Raw genomic sequence first — 20,390 nt, 5'->3', positions numbered from 1 at the left:
CAAGGCGACCCGGGACGACTGGGCGGCCCTCGGCTGGCACTGGCAGCGCAGGCTGGGGCAGCGGGTCGTCAACCGCTACGGCCAGACCCGTTTCGACTTCGCCGAGGGCGTCATCAGCAACGAGCACATCTCGTACTCGAAGTTCGCCGACACGCCGCGCGGACTGTGCTGGGCTTCCTGGAGGGGCGCACCTCCGCCGGATACGGGAACTTCTACGAGTTCGATATCTTCCACAAGATCCTCAAGTCCCTGCCGACGTGGGAGGAGAAGATCGACTACGCCCTGCGGGACCCCTCGTTCCTGGGCCGCGACCAGTTCGAGCGGTCGATGTGGCCGTTGCGGCACCCTGACGTCTGCAAGGTGCGTTTCGAGGACCTGATCGGGCCGAAGGGTGGCGGCTCCCGGGAGAGGCAGGTGGAGAGCCTGGCCCGGCTGTTCGCCCAGATCGGCTCGCCGGAGGATCCTGAGGACGTCGCGGACCGGATCTACAACGAGAACTCGTGGAGCTTCTTCAAGGGGCGGTCGGGCTCCTGGCGCGAACACTTCACCGACAAGAACATCGCCCGCTTCGATGAGCAGTTCGGCGACATCCTCGAGCAGTACGGATACGAGTGATGACAGCCCCCCTTCGCGGCCCTCACGGGCCGCGCGGATCCGACGCGCCCCGCGCCTTCGTACTGCTCGGCGGCCTCAAGGTCATCCTGCGCAACTGGCGGTACCTGCACGAGCTGGAGGAGCGCGGCGTCGTCCCTCTCGTCGTCACTTCTCAGCAGTGGCGTGCGGAATGTCTGCGGCAGATGGCGTCCGCCACGCGCCCCGGATCACTCATCGCAGAAGCCCGGTTCGTCTCCGGCATCGTGGGAACGGAAGGGGGCTTCACGGCCGGTGTCGTCGCCGCGGTCATGGAGTGGCGGGAGCGCTATGACATCGTCGGCGTCTTCGCCGCAGGGGAGATGCTGGTCGAGCAGACGGGAATCGTGGCGGACATGCTCGGCCTGCCGGCGCCCGGACTGCGCGCCACACGGGTCTGCCGCAACAAGTACCTCCAGCGCGCCTACCTCGCCGAATGGAGCCCGCGCGCCGTGATCGTCCCTCCTGGCGAGCGTGACACCCTGCCGTACGACGACGTCACATTCCCCGCAGTGCTCAAACCCTCGGGGCGCCGGGAGAGCTCGGGCGTCCGCGTGGTCGAGGACCGCGCGCAACTCGCGGAACTGGTCTCCTCGGACGCGTACCTGCCGGATGAGACCTTGCTCGTCGAGGAGCAGGTACGCGGCCAGGAGTACTCCGTCGAGGCCCTGGTACAGGACGGAAAGATCGTCTTCGAGTCGGTGACGCACAAACGCACCAACGAGGAGTCGGGCGCCTACTTCGTGGAACTGGCGCACACCGTCCCGGCCCCTCCGTCCCCGGACAACGACCGGCTCCTGGCCGCCAACCGGGACATCATCGAGCGGCTGGCGGTGGAAAACGCCATCGTCCACACCGAACTACGCCTGCCCACCGGCGGCAGCCCGGTGCTGAAGGAGCTGGCCGTGCGCACGCCGGGCGACGGGCTGCTTCCGCTCTACCACCTCACCACCGGCCGCCCCATGGAACCGGACATCCTGCGTATCGCTCTGGGCGAGCCGGTAACCCCGCCCGAGCCGGTGCGTCATGCCCGGCAGGTGTACGTCCAGACAGAGCACGGCGTTCTGCGCGATGTCACGGTGCGCCATCCGCAGGCACCAGCCGTCGTCTGGACGGCGAACGGCGAACCGTGGCCGGAGATCGGACCCGGCACTCCGAACGAGCCGGCGGCGGTGCGTGCGGTCCTCGTGCTCAAGCCGCACGGCGCCCGGATCGGCCCGCTCACCGAATCCGGGGACAGGGCGGTCACGTTCCTGATCGACGCACCGTCGCCGGCCGAACTCGACCGGCTGGAAGCAGAGATGACCGCGGCCATCGAGGTATCGATCACGGCAGACTAGACGCCGGATTCGATCGTCGGACCAGTTGCTCACTCTGCTCTACGAAAGGAACAGCCACCCATGTGGATCGTCGAACTCTCCTTCACCGACGCCCCCGAGAGGCTCGCCGCGCGCCCCGCGCACCGGGAGAAACTGACGGACCTGCACGAGAAGGGAGTTGTCCGGATGGCCGGGCCGCTCGCCGACGACTCGGGCGCGGTACTCGTCTTCGACGTACCGGATCGGGCCGCCCTCGACCAACTGCTGGCCGAGGACCCGTACTTCAGCACCAAGGGCGTGCGGGTCGAGCGGCTGCGCGAGTGGCAGCCGTTCATCCGCTGAGGACTGAGGACTGAGGACTGAGGACTGAGGAAAACGCTGACGACGAACTCGGACGATCCGTAAGCAAAGGAGGGCACCATGAGCCGGCGTCCGCGGGACGCTGCGAGGCCCGGCGCCGAGACGTCACGTGCGCTGATGCGGCTGGGCGTCTTCCGCCGCCTGTGGGTCGGCGACGCGGTCTCTCGGCTGGGCTACCAAGTCGCCCTTTTCCTGTTTCCGCTGCTGGCCGTGGTCGAACTGGACAGCAGCGGGGCGCAGACAGGACTGGTGTCGGCCACACAGTTCCTCCCCGTGGTTGCCCTGTCCCTCGTCGCCGGAATCTTCGCCGACCGCTCCCCCACTCGCACGGTCATCGTGGTCTGCACGGTCATACGCGGCGCGGCCCTCGCCTTGCTCGGCGTGGGGTATGCGCTCCTCGGCCTGAGCCTGTGGATGCTGCTCGTGATCGCCTTCGTGGTCGGGTCGGCGACGGTCTTCTACGACATCGGCTACCAGTCGGCCGTCCCCAAAGTGCTGCGGCCCGAGGAACTGGCCCAGTGCAACGGGATCCTGCAAGCGAGCAACTCGGCGACACAGATGGCCGGGCCCGCGCTGGCGGGTCTCTTCGTCCAGCTGGCCGGGCTGCCGTTCGCCGTGACCATGACTTTCGCGCTGTTCGCGGGGGCGGGTATCGCGTTTTGGTCGCTGAAGATCCCCGAGGACGCGGCCCTCGCCCCGGGCCGCCCCGGGGGCCCCGCACTGCTCGAGGGCCTGAAGTTCACCTGGACCTGCCGGCCGATACGGGACCTGTGCGTCCAGTCAGGTCTCTTCAACCTGCACGAACAGGCCTTTCTCACCGCGTTCATGATCTACGGGGTCCGGCAGGCCGGTTTGTCGTCCGGCACCGTCGGCCTGCTCATCGGCGTGGCGAGTGTCGGCGCGCTGGTCGGCTCGGTGGGTGTGGGGCGGCTCGCCGCCCGGCTGCCCGCCGGCCCTGTCCTGACGGCCGGCCTCCTGCTCGCCTCGGGCTCCCTGCTCCTCGGCCCGCTGTTTGCCCTGCTGGTGAACCACTCGTGGCGTTCGGACTGGCGTTCCTATGCAACGGTCTGTCCCTGGGGGCGTACAACGTCTACGTCATGAGCCTGCGGCAGACCATTCCGCCGCGCGAGTTCCTCGGCTCGGTGACTGCCAGCTACCGGTTGGTCGCTCTGGGCCCCAGTCCGCTGGGCGCGCTGATCGGCGGGGCACTCGCCGACGCGCTCGGCGCCAAGGACGCGCTGCTGCTCATCGGTGCATCCCTGACGGCCTCGGCCCTGCCGCTGCTCGCCTCGCCGATCAAGCGGGTACGCCGCGTCGAGAACGCGGACGACGATCTGCGCGCCTTCATTGCCGTCGGGCGGCTTCCGGCACCGCTCGAAGAACGCGAGGGCTGAGCGGTGGACACTTGCCTGCACTCCGGCGCCCAGGCCCTCACAGGCGGGCAGTGGCAAGAGCTGTACGGCGCCGACCGCGCCGACCTGAGTCTTGGTTACGCGCGGCTCCGGGAACACATGAAGCCCGGCGATCCGCTTCTGCTGACCGCGGCGGACGACAGCGGCGTCTGCCTGGCACTGCACGGTGCGCTCACCACGCCGGCGTCCGGGCTGTTCAGCCACCCGTGGAAGCTGCTCACCTCCGAACAGTTGCGCCGCCCCGAGGAGGGCGACGCCGAGCGGGTCGGCGAGGACCACGCCGATGCGCTGCGCGCGGTAACGGGCGGAACCGACGGATCCGTACCGGACGCGGCCGCGCTGACCGCCGTGCTCGGTGAGGCCATGGTGTTCCGGAGTTTCGACTCCAGCGAAGCCGGGCTGCGGGCCGACCTCGACGGCCAAGAGCGGCAGCATGCCCTGCGCGCTCTGCTCAAACACGCCCAGCAAGCCGTTCGGGACGGGGCGGCCGGTGCCATCTGTGTGCCTTTCGTACGCGCCGACGACGAGACCCTGCGTACCGCCCTGGCCCGCTGCGGCTTCCGAGGCGCGGTCCTGACCGCCGTCACCGCGTTCGACCTGCGGGGCGTCTCCTCGTACGAGGAATACCTGGCCGGCCTCCCCAGCCGGCGCCGCCGCCTGCACCGCAAGGAGGAACAGGCCCTGACCGACTCGGGGCTGCGGCTGGACTCCTGGTCGCTGGCCGGCCACGTGAACCGGATCGCGGCGCTGGAGGCCCGCAACATCGCCAAGCACGGCGGACAGCCCAACCCACAAGCGCTGGTCGCGGCGCGCACCACCATGGCCGCCCTGCTCGGCGACCGGATCCGTGTCCCCGTGGCACTCGACGAAACGGGTGAACCGGCGGCGTGCGGCATCCACATGACCGACGGCCAGAACTACTGCATCCTCATGTACGGCGCGGACGCGTCCGTCTCGGAGGGAGTGCCCGTCTACCCGTGCCTGACCTTCTACGAACCGCTGCGCCACGCGGCGCGGCATGGACTGCGCACCGTACGCCTCGGCTTCGAGGCGTACAGCGCCAAACTGCGGCGTGGCGCCAGGCTCCGATACCGGCCGACTTTCCGCGCTGCACCAGGTGATGGAGTTCCTCGCCGCCCGTACGTCAACACACCTGGAACGTCTCACCGGTCAGCAGCACTGACCGAGAAAGAGGTTGAACCCGACCATGGTGGTGCGCCCCGGCCCATGTGACTGCGGTGTGACCGTCCTGCTGACCGGTCTTCCCAGCGCGGGCAAGTCGACGATTGCAGACCTCGTCGCTGAGCGGCTGCGCGATGACGGATACCGCGTCGAAGTGCTGGACGGTGACGCGATGAGGAAAACCCTCTCGGCAGGTCTCGGTTTCAGCCGCGAAGACCGGTACGAGAACGTACAGCGGATCGGCTTGATGGCCAAAGTCCTCGCCCGCAACGGGGTGATCGTCCTCGTGCCGGTCGTCGCACCGTACGCCGACAGCCGCGACGCCGTGCGCCAACGGCACGTCAAGAGCGGTACGCACTTCCTCGAAGTCCACGTGGCCACCCCTGTCGAGGTCTGCGCACAACGGGACGTGAAGGGCCTTTACGCCAAGCGTCGGGCCGGCGAGCTCAAGGGGCTCACCGGGGTCGACGACCCCTACGAGACACCCGGGGAACCAGACCTCGTCATCCCGGCGGACCGGCAGTCGGCCGTCGAGTCGGCCTCGGCTCTCATGGGCCTGTTCATAGAGAAGCGGTTCGTTGCATGACCGCCACGGAACCGCGGCGGATTACACGACGAACTCGGCCGCCTGGCACGGGATGGCTGGAACACCGATCCGTAATCTGCGCGGCGATAGTGCACCAGCTCGCCGTCAACACCACGGCTACTTGCCCAGCGCGGCGGCCAGGTGCACGGCGGCCAGGTGCACCGCGGTCCGCTCACCCGCACGCTGCTTGATCAAGCCCTCCAGAGTCGCTGCCCGCAACCTGACTTCCGTCTCTGTCTCTCCGCTCTTCGCCACCAAGGCTGTGACCACGACAGAGTTCAGCCCACCGGTCCCCGAACTCGCCACCACCCGGACCGTCGACCAATCGGCAAGGTCTTCCGCGAGGGCGGATTCGACGTGCCTCCCCGCTCGCCCCAGGACCCGTACGACATGATCGAGGGCTTCCTCGGCGGGTAGCGGGACGACCATGTCGACCTCGTGGGAGTTCTTCCTCATCGCTTTGGCCACCAGCCGCATGACGCGTTCGTTGGCCCCTACCATTCCCGCCAGTGCTGCAAGTTCGTCGGCAAGAAGCTCATCTTCATTCCAGTCCACAAGTCCCCCCTGACTGGTCAGGCAGCGCGGTCGCGCGTCTGGAACAAGCCCTCGGGCACGGTGCGCGGCACGCGACGGAACGGCTCGTCGGCCTCGTCGGCCTTGTCGGCCTCGTCGCGGAGGATGCTTGCCGGACCGGTCAGGTCGCCGCCGATGATCTCGGCGCGCCTAGGCAGCTCGGGTTCATGGGGGATGGAGGCGGTGCAGCGGCCGTACCAATGAACGGGTCAGCAGCGAAGCGGCGACCAGCGCCCCGACCGCGATCCCCGCGGGAGCGAATGCGCCCAGCAGCACCGTCGCCACGGTGAGGGCAGTGGTGAACAGGATCGTGGGCAGGCCTGTGTCGGCCTCCACAAACGCCCGCACGTCCCAGCCCCTCTCCCATACAGGACACGCGTCAATGGCGCACGGCTCCCCCGGACGTCATGCTGCACGAGGGCACCTGGCCCCCGTGACGGACCGGGAGATACCCGAGCAGTATCTCGACGGCTACGCCCACATCCTGGCCGAGGTCTCGGCCACGGGCCGGCGCCTCACCCGGGACGAGATCGCATCCCGGCGCGCCCCGGGAGAACAGGCCGCGGAGGCAGGCTTCGGACTGCGCGCCCTCGTCAACGCGCACCTTTCCGCCGCCCGGGCGGCCTGGCCCCACACACCCGACTCGGCCGACAGCACACTCGCCGCCGTACAGCAGGTAATCGACACCTTCGCCGAGGGCTACGAACACGCCCAGCGCCTCGCCGTACGCCAAGAGGAGGCCTCCCGCCGCGAGTTCATCGAGAGATCGCAAGTCGCTTGTTCGTTCGAACCGCGACAGCGTGCTCCAGGCAGCGTTAGAGTGCCGTCGCTCCCCACGCCCAGCTGAAGGCCACAGGAAGGCGGCGCGTTCCGTGAACCCTCCCCACGAATCCACTGGCTCCGTCGGCGAGCGCCGCCTGCAACACCTTCTCGGCACGGCCGAACAGGCCGCCACCTTCTACGACCGCCAGGTGCAGACCTGTCTCACGCCGCAGATGGCGGACTTCATAGGTCGGCAAACCATGACGTTCCTGTCCACATCGGACGCCGATGGAGCCTGCGACGTCACACTCCGTGCCGGTCCCCCGGGTTTCGTCACTGTGCTGGATGACGGCACCCTCACCTACCCCGAGTACCGTGGGAACGGGGTCCTCGCCAGCGCGGGAAACATCACCGAGAACCCGCATATCGGCCTGCTTTTCGTCGACTTCACGCATGACCACATCGGCTTGCACGTCAATGGCGCAGCTCGGCTCCGCCGGGACGAGGAGCAGCGGCGGGCCTACCCCTGCCTTCCCGTGGACGCCGCTCCTGGACGCAGGCCCGAATTCTGGGTGCACATCACGGTCGAGGAGGCGTATGTGCACTGCTCAAAGCACATCCCCCATCTCGAGCCGGCCCCGCGTCCGCGCCCGGAGGCCTCTCGGCCAAAGGATGCCGATTACTTCGCCCCCCGCCCCGAGCACCAGTCCCCGCCTTACGAGGGCATGCAGACTTCGGAAACACGCACCGGACCGCTGCCGGGCAGGGGATGACCCGGCGTTGACCTGGGCGCCCGTCAGAAATACCGGGGCTGCTGCGGGACACGTGGACCATGAACGGGGGCCGGTCTGGCGTGCCTTGCCGAGCCGACAGACGTGCCGCCCGACGGTACCCGCCGTGGCTACTGCTACGGCAAGTACGCGGCGGCACAACGTACCTCGGCCCTTCGCGCGGCAGGTCGCCCCGGAAAGGCCAGGGTACGAGCGTCACTGCTCCCGGGAACCCGGGCTGTCTTGTGTCGACGAGCCCCCTGGGTGCGCTGTCACGGCGCCATCTCGTAGGCCCCGGACAGTGCCTCCACACGCTCCCAGACGCGCCCCGAACGCGCTGCGTCGACGACGGGACGACGAACAGCACCGACCGCCCAGCGCTGCTGATCCGCAGTCGCGGAGTCCTTGCCGTGCAACTCGACGGCGAAGGCGGAGAAGTCGCGGACGAGGACGGAGAACAGCTCGTCGAGCACGTCCTCGTCAAGGTCCGTCAGGCGGGCCTGCTCCAGGATCAGCTGGCCGTGCACCACCAGCGCGAACAGCTGGCCGACGGCGAGAAGAAGATCGAGGTCGCGGCTCTGCTCCTCGTCGGGAGCCGCGGTGGCGACGAACTCGCACAGGGCGTCGGCCTGCTCACGGAAGCGGGCGACGTTCGGCACCCCGGCGTATGCGTCGTAGGCGGGGCGCCAGTCGTGGAAGCGCACGGAGCCAAGGCCACGGGCCGGTCCCTGCTCGAAGAGGAACGTGTCGTCCGCCGCGTCGAGGCGGGTCGGCACGGCCGCGAACTCGGCCGGGTGCAGGAGATGGTTGCGCATGAACTTGAGGATCAACGCGAGGTTGACGTGCACCGTGCCTTCGAGCTTCGGCAGTCCTCGGATCTCGACGGCGGCTTGTGCGAAGTAGGTGTCCTTCTCAAAGCCCTTGGCGGCGATCACGTCCCACATCAGGTCGATGACCTTCTCGCCCTCCGTGGTCACCTTCATCTTCGTCATCGGATTGAACAGCAGATAGCGGCGGTCGTCCGAAGAGGCGGAGCGGAAGTAGTCGACGGCGCGGTCGCTGAACAGCTTCATGCCGACAAGGCGGACGTACGCGTCGGCCAACTCGCGGCGCACGTGCGGGAAGGCCGTGACGGGGCGCCCGTACAGGATCCGATGGTGCGCGTGGGTCACTGCCTCGTACATCGCGTGCTCGCAGATGCCGATCGAGGCGGTGCAGAGATTGAACTTGCCGACGTTGACGGTGTTGAGGGCGGCGTCAAAGGCGGCACGGCCCGTGTGCAGGACGTCGTCCGGGCTCACCGGGTAGTCCTCGAGGCGGAACTCGCTGACGTACTTAGAGGAGTCGACGACGTTCTTCACGAGGTGATAGGCCGGGTGGCGGCTGTCGGCGGCGAAGAAGACGTAGCCGTCGGGGCCCTCGATGTCGGTGCGCCGGCCGAAGACGGAGACGAGCCCGGCGGCGTTGCCGTTGCCGATATAGTACTTGGAGCCCTCCGCCCTGAAGCCGCCATTGCCGTCCGGCGTCAGCAGCATGTCGGTTGAGTAGATGTCGGCGCCATGGGTCTTCTCGGAAAGGCCGAAGGCGAACACCTCACCCTGCGTGAGGAGTTCCGCCGCGCGGGTGCGAGCCGCGGTGTTGTCGCTCTGCCAGACCGGGCCGAGACCGAGGATGGTCACCTGCCATGCGTACCAGTAGTCGAGACCGTAGAACCCGAAGATCTCGTTGAGGGCGGCGATCCGGCCCGTGTCCCAGCGCTGGTCCTTGTGTCCGGCGGCGCTCGACGGGGTGAGGAAGGTGGCGAACAGTCCTTCCTTGGCTGCGAACGCGAGGAAGTCAGCCAGCCATGCACGGGAACGGTAGTCCTCGATGAGCCTGCGCTTGCCGCGGTCCTCGAACCAGTCGACGGTGGCACGCAGCAACCTGCGGGTCTCGGGGTCAAACTGCGCCGGGTCGTACGTGCGGGGGTTGAAGAGGAGGGGGTCGGCCATGGAGGTCCACCTTCCGAGGGTTGAGGGTTGAGGGTGCAGTGCTGAAGGTCGCGGAGCGCAGGCGGCGGTGGCCGGCCGTTCAGGCTTGCGGGTGTGACGTGCCGAGCCGACGGAGGGTGGCGAGTACGTCGTCGAGCCAGGCGATGGTCATCCGTTCGTACGCGATGCCGCCGCGCAGCACGACATACTGCAGCTCCTGACCGGCGTCGAGCAGGGTCGGGGCCGCCGGGCCGGTGAAGTCGCGCAGCTCCCCCGCCAGATAGTGCGCGAGCCGGTCGCTGTGCACCTGGCGGTGCCGTTCGACCTCACGGATCAGCACGGACGGGTCGTCGAAGGCTGCGCCGCGGATCTTCACGGCGAGTTCGTGCCGGATGCTCTCGGGTTGGATCGATTCGTGCAGCCACTGAGAGAGGGCGGCGCGGCCGGGGCCTACGACGCAGTACTCCTTCTTGTCCGGTCGGCTCTGCTGCGGCATCTCACGGACGGCAAGCAGGCCATCGCTCTCCATGCGCTTGAGAACGCGGTAGATCTGCTGGTGCGTGGCGGTCCAGAAGTATCCGATGGACCGATCGAACCGCCGGGCCAGCTCATAGCCGGAGCCCGGCTTCTCCAGCAGAGAGACGAGGATCGCGTGCTCAAGCGCCATACCCCGATCCTTCTATGCAACTCGTTGCATAGCCAAGTGGCGCTGCCCAGGTGAGACAGGGCTCACGCGGGGCGGCGGTGGACGGCTCGCTCACCGCGCTCGCCTGGATCAGCCTTCCCCGCGACCACCTCACCGCCAGGTCCGACCGCCCGCCATCACACCCACGGCGCACGCGTTCCTTCCCGGTCCGCGATGGCCTTCAGCGACAGGTGGTCCTCCTCGCACCAGTGCACCAGTGCACCACTGCCCCACGCAGGTGGCGGTGTGCTGGGTTTGGCGGAAGCGTGGTGGGCTCCGGTTGACAGGGTGACGGGACGGCCGGTGGGGCGACCTGGGTAGCGCCCGCAACACACCTCGCAGTGGCCAGAGTTCCTATCACCGCCCCTACCGGGGTGGGTGTCGGGTGCGATACCGATGAGTGTCTCGCCGTCCATCCGGATGCCCTTGTCGAACTCGACGATCTGCTGGTTGAGGCTCATCCTGCTTAGCGATCTGGAAGCATTCCTCAATGTAGTAGGAGATCTCCTCGGGCCTGCTCACGCTGCTATGGGCTACCGCCTTGCGCGACGGCGGCCCGCGCACCCAGCAGCGATCCACCGACACCATCCACAACCACCTCGACGCCGCCCTCCCAGCCCTGATCGACTGGTCCACCCGCGCCAGCACCTGCGCGAGGTCACCCGCCAAGACATCAAGGACGCCACCGCCGGCCTGACCGGACTCAAACGCAAGCGGGCACTCGTCGGACTCCGGTGGATCTTCCAGCTCCCCAAAGGAACGGGACGCCTCTTCCGGGACCCCACCACCCGCATCAGCACCGGCAGCACCACCCCCAACCTGCCGACCCCGCTCCGACCCGAACAACTCGAAGCCCTCGTCGACCACGCCATCACACCCTGCGCCGGCTCATCCTCGCGCTCACCGCACGGACCATCACGCAGTACCTCTTCTACCGCCACCGGCGATGGCCGCACACCATCAACCCCCACCTCATCGTCAACGAGCACACCGCCCAGAACGAGAAGCCCGTCAGTCCTCACCGGCTCGGTGATCAGTTCCGCGAAACCGGCGTCACGCTCAACCAGATCCGGATGGACCGGCAGCTCGAAGAGGCCCTCACTCACGGGCCCGACGCCCTCCACCTGGCCGCCGTCTTCGGCATCAGCGAACGCGCTGCGATGCGCTACGCCGCCACCGACGCCGCCAGAGCCTTCCTCGCAACACCGCTTGAGCAGTAGCCCAAGTAAGGCGCACACGATTGTTGTCCACGCCGAGGCCGACCACCGCTCGATGGTCAGTGGATCCTCGCTGTCGAGCACGAGCTCAAGCGGGCGGCGTGACCGAAGACCACACGCCGAACCACTGCTCGGCGTCGTACGCCTCGAATCGCTCCAGCTCGGTGAACCCGAGCTTCGCCGCGAGGCGCATCGAGCGGGCGTTGGCGGTCTGGGTGTAAAGCACCACCGGCTCATCGTGCAGCGCGCCGGCGAACCAGTCGAGTGCAGCTGAGCACGCCTCGGTGGCGTACCCGTATCCCCATGCCTCCGGCAGGAACAAGTAGCCGAGTTCGGTCTCCCCGGCCTCCAGACGGCGGTTACCCGAAGGCGAGGGGTCGTGCGGGTCGAGCTGGATTGTGCCGATCGTCGCTCCGTCGAGCTCGACCACGAAGAAGCCAGGGCGCTGCCCGGGCACCTCGGGCACCGTGCGTTCGAGCTCGGCGCGCGGTCGAGGGCCACCGAGGTAGGTGCCCACCTCCGGCGAGGCGTTCAGCTCGATGACCGCCGCACGGTCCCGGGCCTCGGACTCGCGGAGTACGAGCCGCTCGGTCTTGATCGGGGCAGGTGGCCAGGCGAGGGCTCTGGGGTCGGTCATGCCAGCCAACCTAGCCAGCAGGCTCAGAAGCGATCAAGATTCGCCGACCGATCAACCCGCCGGCCCGGGCCTCACCCTCACCAACGGAGCCGGGCCCGACAAGCCAAACATCCATCCTCACCGATTGGTTTCCCCTCCTTGCCCCACCCTGCGCTCATGCGCTCGAACCCACGTCCCCGACCCCCGATATCCCGCCCGCACACCCGCAAGTTCACTGCCCTGCGCCTTCAGAAATCGCGAACTTGCGACGGAATCTCCGACACCGGTTGGGAACCGGCCGCGGTCTACGCCCACCTCGACCGCCTCGAAAGGGAGATAGCCGAACCGGCAGGAATGCCCGTCCTTAGCATTTCCGAAGGGCTGTCGCGGGCGAACTTGAGGGCAGGCGCGGTTCGTTGAGTCGCAGTGCCGGCTCATGTTCCCGTTCGGAGGGAACCTCGACCTTCTCCTTCCTTCGTGTCAGGAGCGGGGCCACTTGTCACAGACCCGGCAGGCGCGGGGATCACATTTGCGAATCAGGGGTGGGCGGGGCAGGGCTCGCGTCGACTGCGAAGACGCTATTGCGGGCGGAGACGGCATACAGCCTGCCGTTGACGGCCATGACAGGGCTCAGCGAACTCCCTGGGCGTTTGAGAGAGGCGGCACGCGGGTGGGTCCGCCAGAGTTGATCGCCGGTACGAGTGTCCACGGCGAACACCTCTCCGAAGCGGGTGGGGTAGACCAGCTGTGTCCCGAGGAGGGCCGGCATGCGCCGTTGCCGGTGGCGCGGTAAACGACTTCGTCGTACGCGGAACACCGCTGAATGTGGCCTAGGCGACCCGCTGCGCCGCCAGCCAGGCGTGCTCCTTCAGCAGCTCCGGCGGCGGCCGGATCAGCTCCTCACGCCACATGATCCCGCCTTCCAAGCCCCTCGCGGTTCAACGATGTTGAGCCTACGCGGGCAGGCCGTCCGCGAGCGGGGCGATGAACCGTGACCGCGACCACCGTGATGGTGGATGGCCACAACGCGGATGCCTCGGCGTGCCCCTGCATCACCGGTGCGCACTGTCCGCCATCGCGACACCGAGACCCGGTCCCCGGCCAGCCAGCGGGCACGGTTTACGCCCCGGTGTTGACCCCGCTCCCAAGGCGAAACTCCGTCACGCCAGGTGGAACGCGGCGCCGCCAGTTGTCGGGCAGGGCACCGCCCCTTGCCACGACACGGCCCGGCGATGCCTCTGCGCACGCGCTGGCGGCACCGCCGGGCCCGGTGTCCTGTGCAGATCTACTGTGGATCTACTCGGTCACCTTCAGCAGCTTGTTGGGCGTTCCGCTGCTCGGGTCGGTGATCTTGTCGCCGGTTGCCGCGCCGGTGAGCGCGGTGGCGACCTCGGCGGGAGTGGCGTCCGGGTGACCGGCCAGGTAGACGGCGGCGGCTCCCGTGACGTGGGGGGCGGCCATGGAGGTGCCGGAGATCGTCTTGGTCCCCTGGTCACTGTCGTTCCAGTCGGAGGTGATGTCCGAGCCCGGCGCGTACAGGTCCACGATCGAGCCGAAGTTGGAGAAGTCCGACTGGGCGTCCTCCTTGGTGCTGGACGCCACCGTTATGGCCTCGGAGACTCGGGCCGGTGAACTCTGCCCCGCGTCCGCCGACTCGTTGCCGGCGGCGACCGTGAAAGTGACGCCGGAGGCGATGGCCTTCTTGACCGCCTCGTCGAGAGCGGGGTCCGCGCCGCCGCCGAGGCTCATGTTGGCCACCGAGGGGCCCTGGTGGTTCTGGGTCACCCAGTCGATGCCGGCGACGACCTGTTCGGTGGTGCCCGAGCCGTTGTCGTCGAGCACGCGAACCGCGACGATCTTGGCCTTCTTGGCCACACCATGGGAGGCGCCGGCGATGGTTCCCGCCACATGGGTGCCGTGGCCGTTGCCGTCGTCGGCCGTGTCGTCGTTGTCGACTGCGTCGAAGCCGGAGGCGGCGCGGCCCTCGAAGTCCTTGTGGCTGATGCGTACGCCGGTGTCGATGACGTACGCGGTCACTCCTTCCCCGGCCTTGTCCGGGTAGGTGTACTTGCCATCGGCGGCCGTGTCCTGCTGGTCTATGCGGTCCAGGCCCCAGGACGGTGGGTTGTCCTGGGTGGCACTGATGTGGAACTTCTTGTTCTGGACCACCTTGGACACCGCGGGGTCGGCCGCGAGGCGCTTGGCCTCCGTCTCGGTCAGACTGCCGGCGGAGAAGCCGTTGACCGCCGAGCCGTAGGTCCGGCTGATCTTGCCACCGTACTCGGCGGCCAGATCCCGCTTCTCGGCCGTGGACGCCTTCTGGTCCAGAAGGACGATGTAGCTGCCGGCCACGGCTCCTTCGGCGTTCAGACCGTAGACCGTGCCCTCCGCGGGCTGTCCCGCCTGAGCAATGGGGGACACGTAAAGTCCGGTGCCGACGACGGTTGCGACGGCCGCGATCGCGGTGACGATCTTGGCCTTGCCTGAGCGTTTGTGATGCGCCGTCAAGAGGGGTCTCCTCGTGAAGTGGGGGGATTTGCGTTCGAACGGCAGCGCTGCGCGTGCTCAGGAGAGTGCCGACTTGTCGCGAGCAGATCAATCTCTCGATGCGACCCCGACGTCCGGCGAATGGTCGACCTCCACGGGATTCACGCACATTCGAAGCAACCCGAGCGCAAATGTGCAGCGCTGAACGCTGGTTGAATCACCAAGGAACGGTCCAGGATTATCTGTGCCGATTGCTCCACCGTCTGCTCACGTTCGGTGGGGCTGAGCGTCACCTTGCACAGTGCGCGCAGTGTCGCGGGTAAGAGCAGAGGCGGCATGGTTGTCGTACCCACAGACGATCGCCGAACTATGTTGCCCCCCAACACGTGCGCCTGACCTGCAGGCATTCACCAGCCCCGTGTACGCGGATCCACAACAGCACGCCCTACAGCTGCGGAAGCACCTCACCGGCGATGAGTTCCAGGTGGTCGAGGTCGTGAAAGTCGATCAGTCGCAGATGGATACGGCTTGCGCCGATCGCGGCGAACTCGCCGAGCCGCTCCACGAGCTGGGCCGGGGATCCGACCACCGGATCCTCCGGCGGCAGCGCGCTCTTGACATGCAGCGGGGCGGCCCGCCGTTGCGCCTCCGCCTCGGTACGGCCGATGGCGACCACGACCCCGGCCGAGAGCAGCAGCGGTGGCTGACCGGCGCCGGCCCGTCCGGTCCGGTCGCACGCCTCTGCAACCCGCTGGTACGCCCGGGCAGTCTCCGCCACCGACTTGAAGGGCATGTTGAATTCGTCCGCATACCGAGCGGCCAGCTCCGGGGTGCGCTTGGGGCCGCGGCCCCCGACGATGATCGGCGGCGCCGGCACCTGCACGGGCTTCGGCAGGGCAGGCGCGTCGACCAGCTGGTAGTGGTCACCGCGATAGCTGAAGCTCTCACCGACCGGTGTCCGCCACAGGCCGGTGATCACCGCCAACTGCTCCTCCAGCCGGTCGAACCGCTCCGGGGCGGGTGGGAACGGGATGCCGTACGAGGTGTGTTCCCGTTCGTACCAGCCCGCGCCGAGGCCCAGCTCGACCCGCCCTCCGCTCATCCGGTCGACCTGAGCCACCATCACGGCAAGCGGGCCCGGCAACCTGAAGGTGGCCGAGGTGACCAGGGTGCCCAGCCGGATCCGGGAGGTCTCCCGGGCGAGCGCGCCCAACGTGAGCCACGCGTCGGTAGGGCCTGGCAGCCCGGGATCGGCGCCCATCGTCCGGAAGTGGTCGGCCCGGAAGAAGCCCTCGAACCCGCCGGCTTCGACGAGTCGCGCGAAGCGCAGCTGATCCTCGTACTCGGCGCCGCGGTGCGGCTCGGTGAAGACGCAGATCCGCAGGCTCATCGCCCCTCCGTTTCAGCCGACGTGGATGTGTCCCGTTCCATCAGCAGCTCGTGCAGATCGGCGCTGCACCGGGCAACTTCGCCCAGGTACGCGGTTCGGCCCAGCGTCCTCGGCCGGGGAATGGCGACGTCGACGATCTTGCGGATCCGGCCCGGGCGCGGGCTGAGCACCACCACCCGGTCGGCGAGCACCACGGCCTCGTCTATCGAGTGGGTGACGAAGACGACTGTTGACGAGTTTTCGATGTGGATACGCTGCAGCTCCACCGCGAGGTCCGCGCGGGTCAGCGCGTCGAGTGCGGAGAACGGTTCGTCCATGAGCAGTACCCGTGGCTCGCCTATCAGGGACCGGCACAGTGCGACACGTTGCTGCATACCGCCGGAGAGCTCGTGCGGTGGGTGCTTCTCGAAGCCGCCCAGGCCGGCCGTCTCCAGCAACCGCTTCGCCCGGTCGCGGTACTCGGCCTTGTTCCAGCCGAAGATCTCCACGGGAAGCAGGACGTTGTCGAGGACGGACCGCCAAGGCAGCAGCGCCGGCCGCTGGAACAGCATGGCGACATCCCGCCGGGCTCCGGTCACTCGCTCGCCGCCGATGGCGATCTCGCCCTCGGTGACCGGCAGTAGCCCGGCGATCAGCCGGAGCAGTGTGGACTTGCCGCAACCGGACCGGCCCACCACCGCCACGAACTCGCCCTCGGCGATGTGAAGGCCGATGTCCTGGAGCGCCACCGTGGAACCGGACCGGCTGGTGAAACTCCGGGACACGCCGGTGAGTCTGATCATCCGGCGGTCTCCCCATCCACTGGTGATCGCCATGTCGGCCGGTTCGTAACGCCCAGTCAGGCTACCCGCAGCAGGGCGCTCGGCGGTACCTGTCGTTCTGTCGGCGCATGCTCCGATGCCCCACATCTGGCCCACGCCTGGCCCACAACTACCCTCCCCTCGTACGCTGTTGCCCCGCACTAAGTGTCATGCTCGCGGCGGTTCAGTCACGCCGTTCGGTCTCGTCTGTCTCGTCTGTCTCGACGCCCCTCCGCCGGCACAGTCGGCGGTCGGAAAGGACAACACTGTGCGCATGATCAGGTTCGCCCGTACGGTCGCCGCGGTAGCCCTGACCACAGCGCTGGCGCTGGTGGCGGGATGTGGCGGCTCGGATTCCGACGCAGGGGCCGGTGAAGACGGCAAGGCACTGAAGAAGGTGACTTACCTGACCTCGTTCGGCAACTTCGGGCGGGACGCGTACGCCTGGGTCGCGAAGGACAAGGGGTTCTTCGAAGAGGCCGGCTTCGACGTAGAGATCAAGCCGGGCCAGGGCACCGGCGGCGTGATTCCGGCCGTCGTGAGTGGCCAGGCGCAGTTCGGCCCGATCGACCTGACGGGAGGTCTGCTGCACATGGGCAGCGGTCAGGCGAAGGACTTCGTCGCGGTGGCTGCCATCCAGCAGCGCACCATGGCCGCGATCGCCACCACCGAGGGCAACGGCATCGCCACTCCGAAGGACCTCGAGGGCAAACGACTCGCCGACACGCCCGGCTCGGTCGTACGCAACCTTTTCCCGACGTACGCCCGACTGGCCGGAGTGGACGCCGACAAGGTGACCTGGGTCAACGGCGAGGCACAGACCCTGATGGGCACGCTCGCCGGCGGCTCGGTGGACGGCATCGGCCAGTTCGTGGTGGGTAAGCCGACCATCGAGGCCGTGACCAAGAAGAAGGCCGTCCTGCTGCCGTACAGCGACGTGATACCCGACCTCTACGGAAACGTGCTGATCACGTCGAAGAAGATCGCCGAACAGGATCCGGAGATGGTGAAGCGGTTCACCAATGCGCTGCTCAAGGGCTTGGAGTACAGCCTCGCCAACTCGAAGGAAGCCGCCGAGATCCTTGAGCGGAACGTGGACGCCACGAACCCGACCGCCGCGGCCGCCGAGTTGGAGTTGATGGCCGAGTACGTCACGCCGGGCGGTTCCGGCACGGCGATCGGGACGCTGGACTCCGCGCGTGTCGCGAGGAGCATCGCGATCCTGGAGCGAGCGGGCGCGCTGCGGCCAGGAATGACCCCTGAGCAGATCATCGACTTCGACCTGGTGCCGAAAGCCTGATCGCGCCGCGCTGGAGAAGGACCGCGCTGGGAGAAGGACGGGATGACCGAACTGTCGAAGCCGCAGCAGGGCTCGGCGGCGGGCCCGGAGCCGGTGCCCGGGCCGCGAGTCGGTCCACGGCGCAGGACGGGCCTCGGTGTCGCGCTGCCGCCCTTGGCCGGGCTGCTGATCGCGCTCGGCGTGTGGTGGCTTCTCACCTCCGTGCTGGAGGTGATCCACCCGGCTGTGCTGCCTCCGCCAGGTGCCGTGCTCTCGGCGTTCGCCGCAGCCCCGGTCCGGTTCCTGGACCATGCCGGCGACACCACGGTGGAGACGGTTGTCGGGTTCGTCCTCTCCAGCGCCTGCGGTGTTCTGATCGGACTGTCACTGGCGGGCTCGCGGGTACTGGAGCGAATGTTCACGCCGCTGCTGGTCGCCGTCAACGCGGTTCCGAAGATCGCGCTCGGGCCGCTGTTGGTGGGAGCGCTCGGCTGGGGGCCGAAGCCGGTCCTGACCATGGTCTTCCTGCTCTGCTTCTTCCCGATCGTGCTGTCCACCGCGACCGGCCTCACGTCGACCCCGGCCGACCTGGCGGAGTTGGCGCGCTCGCTGGACGCCTCGCGCTGGCAGGCGTTCCGGAAGGTACGGTTGCCCGCCGCACTGCCGCAGATCTTCGTCGGTCTGAAGGTGGCCATGCCTCTCGCTGCGATCGGCGCTGTCATCGGCGAGTTCCAGGCAGGTGAGTCCGGGCTGGGCTATCTGATCGTGCAGGCGGGTGGGGTCGGCGACACCGCCACCGCCTGGGCCGCGATCATCCTGATCGGATTGATGAGCATCCTGCTCTACTTCGCTTTGGTGTTGTTGGAACGGTTCGCGCTGCCCTGGGTCAGGGACACCACCTCGCGCGGCTGAACCGGCTGGGCTCGTGGCTGGGTCCATCTCGGGAGAGATGGCACGCCGGCCATCGGAGTCCACTCGCGGACATCGACGCCCGAAAGAGGCGGACACCATGCTTTCGTGCCGCCCCGTGCGGTCGGTGACCGCACGGGGCGAACCTCTGTTGCTCACGGCGGGTTCCAGCAACGGGAGTGAGCTGCTCCCGGTCCACCCTGCTCTTCACTCAATGATTTCAGAGATTGATTTCAGAGATTGGTTTCAGAGCATGATGAGCAGACGTGTATTCGGCTTGAGCTTCCTGTTCACCGAACGACTCTGTACGTATACCTCCAGCTTGGGGTTGTTCCCCGCTTTCACGGAGACGGTCCCCTGGATGTCCGTACCGAAAAGAAGGCTGCGTGCCGCGTCGCCCGTATAGGCTCGGTCGGTGTCCTTTTCGACCACGATAACTTCCTTGTTCTGCTGAACCTGAGCTCGGGCGCCCAGCTGGTAGTAACACGAACCACGTTCGTACGTCACGCCTGGATGCGAGTTGACGAAGGGACGGATCTCGACCTCCTTGTCCACTTTCAGGAGCCGGTACTTGTCGGCCGGAATCGGTTCGAGGTTCGCCCGCACCTCGTCAACCGATATGTCCTGACCGACGGCGAACAGGTTCTTCGTGCCACGCACCCCCTGCTCGCGCCCGCGCAGGAAGCTGGTGGCGGCAGCGCGCACGGTGCCGATCGCCTCCTCGACACCCTTCTGGGAATCCGCATCCCAGATGGCGATGTTCCCGGCCGGGAAGCCGTAGTTCTGGGCGGTCCGCTTGGCCAGGGAGTTCGGAACGAGGATCGCGGAAGTCCAATGCCCCGGCAGCCCGCCCATCTTCGCCGTGATCCTGTCGAGCCAGGGGCCGAGGATGGCCATGTCGCCGTCGTGCCGCCTGTCGCCGCCGGAGGCGTTCTCCTCGCCGTCCGTCACAACGATCTGGAGGAAGCTGTGCTCGCCGTATTCCTCCCAGATATGGCCCAGGTCGTCCAGGGACTTCAGAGAAGCCTCGATGAGGGCCGTAGCGCCATTGTTGACCTGGTACAGCCCGCGCATGGACGGCAGATGCTTCACGTCCATGTCCCAGACCAGATTCTCCACCCTGTGATCAAAGGAATAGAGGCTGATCCGGGTCTCGTGGCCGAGGCTGTCCGACTCGGCCTTCAACCCTGCCACGAACTCGTCCACAACTCGAATGAGTTGGCTCTGGTGCGGACGCATTGAACCCGAACAGTCCACCACCAGCGCGACGTGATTCACCTTGTGCTGAATCTTGTTTGCGGGCATGTTTGTGCTCCCCCTTCGAGGCTCCCCGAGTGATGTCTCCACTCTATGGGGAGGCACTGACAACGGCCTTTGACGCTCCATCACCTGCCTGTATCCAGCGTCGTGTCCGGCACCCAGGAAGCGCCCGGCGATCGCCCA

Annotated in this window: 22 protein-coding genes and 1 pseudogene; 12 read left to right on the top strand and 11 right to left on the bottom strand. The window is 67.7% G+C overall.

What is annotated here, in order from left to right:
* Window positions 1–165 precede the first annotated feature (165 nt).
* The 7 genes from ADL12_RS23655 to cysC all read left to right on the top strand — a co-directional run bounded on the left by ADL12_RS23655 (window position 166) and on the right by cysC (window position 5,489).
* Window positions 166–615, top strand: a complete 450-nt coding sequence (locus ADL12_RS23655; protein WP_062704857.1) for a sulfotransferase family protein — start codon at window positions 166–168, stop codon at window positions 613–615.
* Complete coding sequence (locus tag ADL12_RS23650; protein WP_062704856.1) at window positions 615–1,970, top strand: ATP-grasp domain-containing protein; 1,356 nt, start codon at window positions 615–617, stop codon at window positions 1,968–1,970. The genes ADL12_RS23655 and ADL12_RS23650 overlap by 1 nt, the downstream gene beginning before the upstream one ends.
* Before the next feature lie 60 nt (window positions 1,971–2,030).
* Window positions 2,031–2,291, top strand: a complete 261-nt coding sequence (locus ADL12_RS23645) for a YciI family protein (RefSeq protein WP_062704854.1) — start codon at window positions 2,031–2,033, stop codon at window positions 2,289–2,291.
* A 78-nt stretch (window positions 2,292–2,369) separates the two neighbouring features.
* On the top strand, window positions 2,370–3,410 hold the full coding sequence (locus ADL12_RS23640) for an MFS transporter (protein WP_062704853.1): 1,041 nt from the start codon (window positions 2,370–2,372) through the stop codon (window positions 3,408–3,410).
* A complete protein-coding gene (locus ADL12_RS23635) occupies window positions 3,407–3,703 on the top strand; it encodes a hypothetical protein (protein ID WP_062704852.1) in 297 nt (98 codons plus the stop codon). Before ADL12_RS23640 ends, ADL12_RS23635 begins: the two co-directional genes overlap by 4 nt.
* A 3-nt stretch (window positions 3,704–3,706) precedes the next feature.
* Complete coding sequence (locus ADL12_RS23630; RefSeq protein WP_062704849.1) at window positions 3,707–4,954, top strand: GNAT family N-acetyltransferase; 1,248 nt, start codon at window positions 3,707–3,709, stop codon at window positions 4,952–4,954.
* Window positions 4,929–5,489: an adenylyl-sulfate kinase gene (gene cysC / locus ADL12_RS23625; RefSeq protein WP_062704847.1), complete on the top strand. Its 561-nt coding sequence runs from the start codon at window positions 4,929–4,931 to the stop codon at window positions 5,487–5,489. The genes ADL12_RS23630 and cysC overlap by 26 nt, the downstream gene beginning before the upstream one ends.
* A 117-nt stretch (window positions 5,490–5,606) precedes the next feature.
* Here the strand turns inward: cysC and ADL12_RS23620 are convergent, their stop codons facing one another.
* On the bottom strand, window positions 5,607–6,044 hold the full coding sequence (locus ADL12_RS23620) for a hypothetical protein (protein ID WP_208614602.1): 438 nt from the start codon (window positions 6,042–6,044) through the stop codon (window positions 5,607–5,609).
* A gap of 183 nt (window positions 6,045–6,227) precedes the next feature.
* Window positions 6,228–6,410, bottom strand: a complete 183-nt coding sequence (locus ADL12_RS54200; protein ID WP_159053262.1) for a hypothetical protein — start codon at window positions 6,408–6,410, stop codon at window positions 6,228–6,230.
* Window positions 6,411–6,495: 85 nt separating this feature from the next.
* Between ADL12_RS54200 and ADL12_RS23615 the strand changes: the two are divergent.
* Together ADL12_RS23615 and ADL12_RS23610 are read left to right on the top strand one after the other, a co-directional pair.
* Window positions 6,496–6,825: pseudogene (locus ADL12_RS23615) on the top strand (PucR family transcriptional regulator); the annotation flags it as partial.
* A gap of 109 nt (window positions 6,826–6,934) precedes the next feature.
* A complete protein-coding gene (locus tag ADL12_RS23610; RefSeq protein ID WP_062704841.1) occupies window positions 6,935–7,597 on the top strand; it encodes a pyridoxamine 5'-phosphate oxidase family protein in 663 nt (220 codons plus the stop codon).
* A gap of 269 nt (window positions 7,598–7,866) precedes the next feature.
* Here the strand turns inward: ADL12_RS23610 and ADL12_RS23605 are convergent, their stop codons facing one another.
* The 3 genes from ADL12_RS23605 to ADL12_RS54195 all read right to left on the bottom strand — a co-directional run bounded on the left by ADL12_RS23605 (window position 7,867) and on the right by ADL12_RS54195 (window position 10,710).
* Window positions 7,867–9,585 carry an acyl-CoA dehydrogenase family protein gene (locus tag ADL12_RS23605; RefSeq protein ID WP_062704837.1) on the bottom strand — a complete coding sequence of 573 codons (1,719 nt, stop codon included), beginning with the start codon at window positions 9,583–9,585 and terminating at the stop codon, window positions 7,867–7,869.
* Window positions 9,586–9,664: 79 nt separating this feature from the next.
* The gene (locus tag ADL12_RS23600) at window positions 9,665–10,231 is read right to left on the bottom strand and encodes a PadR family transcriptional regulator (protein WP_062704836.1); all 567 of its coding nucleotides are present in this window, start codon (window positions 10,229–10,231) and stop codon (window positions 9,665–9,667) included.
* Window positions 10,232–10,386: 155 nt separating this feature from the next.
* Window positions 10,387–10,710 carry a hypothetical protein gene (locus tag ADL12_RS54195; RefSeq protein ID WP_159053261.1) on the bottom strand — a complete coding sequence of 108 codons (324 nt, stop codon included), beginning with the start codon at window positions 10,708–10,710 and terminating at the stop codon, window positions 10,387–10,389.
* Window positions 10,711–10,983: 273 nt separating this feature from the next.
* Between ADL12_RS54195 and ADL12_RS54190 the strand changes: the two genes are divergently transcribed.
* A complete protein-coding gene (locus ADL12_RS54190) occupies window positions 10,984–11,469 on the top strand; it encodes a hypothetical protein (RefSeq protein WP_159053260.1) in 486 nt (161 codons plus the stop codon).
* 85 nt (window positions 11,470–11,554) lie between these two features.
* On the opposite strand, the gene ADL12_RS23595 is transcribed toward ADL12_RS54190, so the two are convergent.
* From ADL12_RS23595 to ADL12_RS23580, 5 genes are all read right to left on the bottom strand, one after another.
* Window positions 11,555–12,103, bottom strand: coding sequence for a GNAT family N-acetyltransferase (locus tag ADL12_RS23595; protein WP_062704835.1), 549 nt, complete (start codon window positions 12,101–12,103; stop codon window positions 11,555–11,557).
* Window positions 12,104–12,605: 502 nt separating this feature from the next.
* The gene (locus ADL12_RS58565) at window positions 12,606–12,851 is read right to left on the bottom strand and encodes an outer membrane protein assembly factor BamB family protein (protein WP_079052228.1); all 246 of its coding nucleotides are present in this window, start codon (window positions 12,849–12,851) and stop codon (window positions 12,606–12,608) included.
* A 527-nt stretch (window positions 12,852–13,378) separates the two neighbouring features.
* Window positions 13,379–14,590, bottom strand: a complete 1,212-nt coding sequence (locus tag ADL12_RS23590; protein WP_062704834.1) for a S8 family peptidase — start codon at window positions 14,588–14,590, stop codon at window positions 13,379–13,381.
* 424 nt (window positions 14,591–15,014) lie between these two features.
* Window positions 15,015–15,959: an LLM class F420-dependent oxidoreductase gene (locus ADL12_RS23585; RefSeq protein WP_208614601.1), complete on the bottom strand. Its 945-nt coding sequence runs from the start codon at window positions 15,957–15,959 to the stop codon at window positions 15,015–15,017.
* Window positions 15,956–16,741 (bottom strand): ABC transporter ATP-binding protein, encoded by a 786-nt coding sequence (locus ADL12_RS23580; protein WP_062704833.1) that lies wholly within the window; start codon window positions 16,739–16,741, stop codon window positions 15,956–15,958. The genes ADL12_RS23585 and ADL12_RS23580 overlap by 4 nt, the downstream gene beginning before the upstream one ends.
* Window positions 16,742–17,033: 292 nt before the next feature.
* On the opposite strand from ADL12_RS23580, the gene ADL12_RS23575 reads away from it, so the two are divergent.
* Window positions 17,034–18,059, top strand: a complete 1,026-nt coding sequence (locus ADL12_RS23575; protein ID WP_062704832.1) for an ABC transporter substrate-binding protein — start codon at window positions 17,034–17,036, stop codon at window positions 18,057–18,059.
* 42 nt (window positions 18,060–18,101) lie between these two features.
* Window positions 18,102–18,950: an ABC transporter permease gene (locus ADL12_RS23570; RefSeq protein WP_062704826.1), complete on the top strand. Its 849-nt coding sequence runs from the start codon at window positions 18,102–18,104 to the stop codon at window positions 18,948–18,950.
* 243 nt (window positions 18,951–19,193) lie between these two features.
* Here ADL12_RS23570 and ADL12_RS23565 read toward each other — a convergent pair whose 3' ends face one another.
* Window positions 19,194–20,252 (bottom strand): vWA domain-containing protein, encoded by a 1,059-nt coding sequence (locus ADL12_RS23565; RefSeq protein WP_062704824.1) that lies wholly within the window; start codon window positions 20,250–20,252, stop codon window positions 19,194–19,196.
* Window positions 20,253–20,390: the final 138 nt, after the last annotated feature.

Source organism: Streptomyces regalis, from assembly GCF_001509475.1.
GTDB lineage: Bacteria > Actinomycetota > Actinomycetes > Streptomycetales > Streptomycetaceae > Streptomyces > Streptomyces regalis.
The sequence above is the reverse complement of the archived record's forward strand: the minus strand, read 5'-3'. Positions and strand labels throughout refer to the sequence as shown.

What these genes read in the sequence shown, in the direction of transcription:
- ADL12_RS23645 (WP_062704854.1), top strand. Translation starts at nt 2,031, where the DNA reads ATGTGGATCGTCGAACTCTCCTTCACCGACGCCCCCGAGAGGCTCGCC.
- ADL12_RS23650 (WP_062704856.1), top strand. Translation starts at nt 615, where the DNA reads ATGACAGCCCCCCTTCGCGGCCCTCACGGGCCGCGCGGATCCGACGCG.
- ADL12_RS23595 (WP_062704835.1), bottom strand. Translation starts at nt 12,103, where the DNA reads ATGACCGACCCCAGAGCCCTCGCCTGGCCACCTGCCCCGATCAAGACC.
- ADL12_RS23580 (WP_062704833.1), bottom strand. Translation starts at nt 16,741, where the DNA reads ATGATCAGACTCACCGGCGTGTCCCGGAGTTTCACCAGCCGGTCCGGT.
- ADL12_RS23575 (WP_062704832.1), top strand. Translation starts at nt 17,034, where the DNA reads ATGATCAGGTTCGCCCGTACGGTCGCCGCGGTAGCCCTGACCACAGCG.
- cysC (WP_062704847.1), top strand. Translation starts at nt 4,929, where the DNA reads ATGGTGGTGCGCCCCGGCCCATGTGACTGCGGTGTGACCGTCCTGCTG.
- ADL12_RS23605 (WP_062704837.1), bottom strand. Translation starts at nt 9,585, where the DNA reads ATGGCCGACCCCCTCCTCTTCAACCCCCGCACGTACGACCCGGCGCAG.
- ADL12_RS23600 (WP_062704836.1), bottom strand. Translation starts at nt 10,231, where the DNA reads ATGGCGCTTGAGCACGCGATCCTCGTCTCTCTGCTGGAGAAGCCGGGC.
- ADL12_RS23640 (WP_062704853.1), top strand. Translation starts at nt 2,370, where the DNA reads ATGAGCCGGCGTCCGCGGGACGCTGCGAGGCCCGGCGCCGAGACGTCA.
- ADL12_RS58565 (WP_079052228.1), bottom strand. Translation starts at nt 12,851, where the DNA reads ATGCCGGCCCTCCTCGGGACACAGCTGGTCTACCCCACCCGCTTCGGA.
- ADL12_RS54195 (WP_159053261.1), bottom strand. Translation starts at nt 10,710, where the DNA reads ATGAGCCTCAACCAGCAGATCGTCGAGTTCGACAAGGGCATCCGGATG.
- ADL12_RS23565 (WP_062704824.1), bottom strand. Translation starts at nt 20,252, where the DNA reads ATGCCCGCAAACAAGATTCAGCACAAGGTGAATCACGTCGCGCTGGTG.
- ADL12_RS23585 (WP_208614601.1), bottom strand. Translation starts at nt 15,959, where the DNA reads ATGAGCCTGCGGATCTGCGTCTTCACCGAGCCGCACCGCGGCGCCGAG.
- ADL12_RS23635 (WP_062704852.1), top strand. Translation starts at nt 3,407, where the DNA reads ATGAGCCTGCGGCAGACCATTCCGCCGCGCGAGTTCCTCGGCTCGGTG.
- ADL12_RS23570 (WP_062704826.1), top strand. Translation starts at nt 18,102, where the DNA reads ATGACCGAACTGTCGAAGCCGCAGCAGGGCTCGGCGGCGGGCCCGGAG.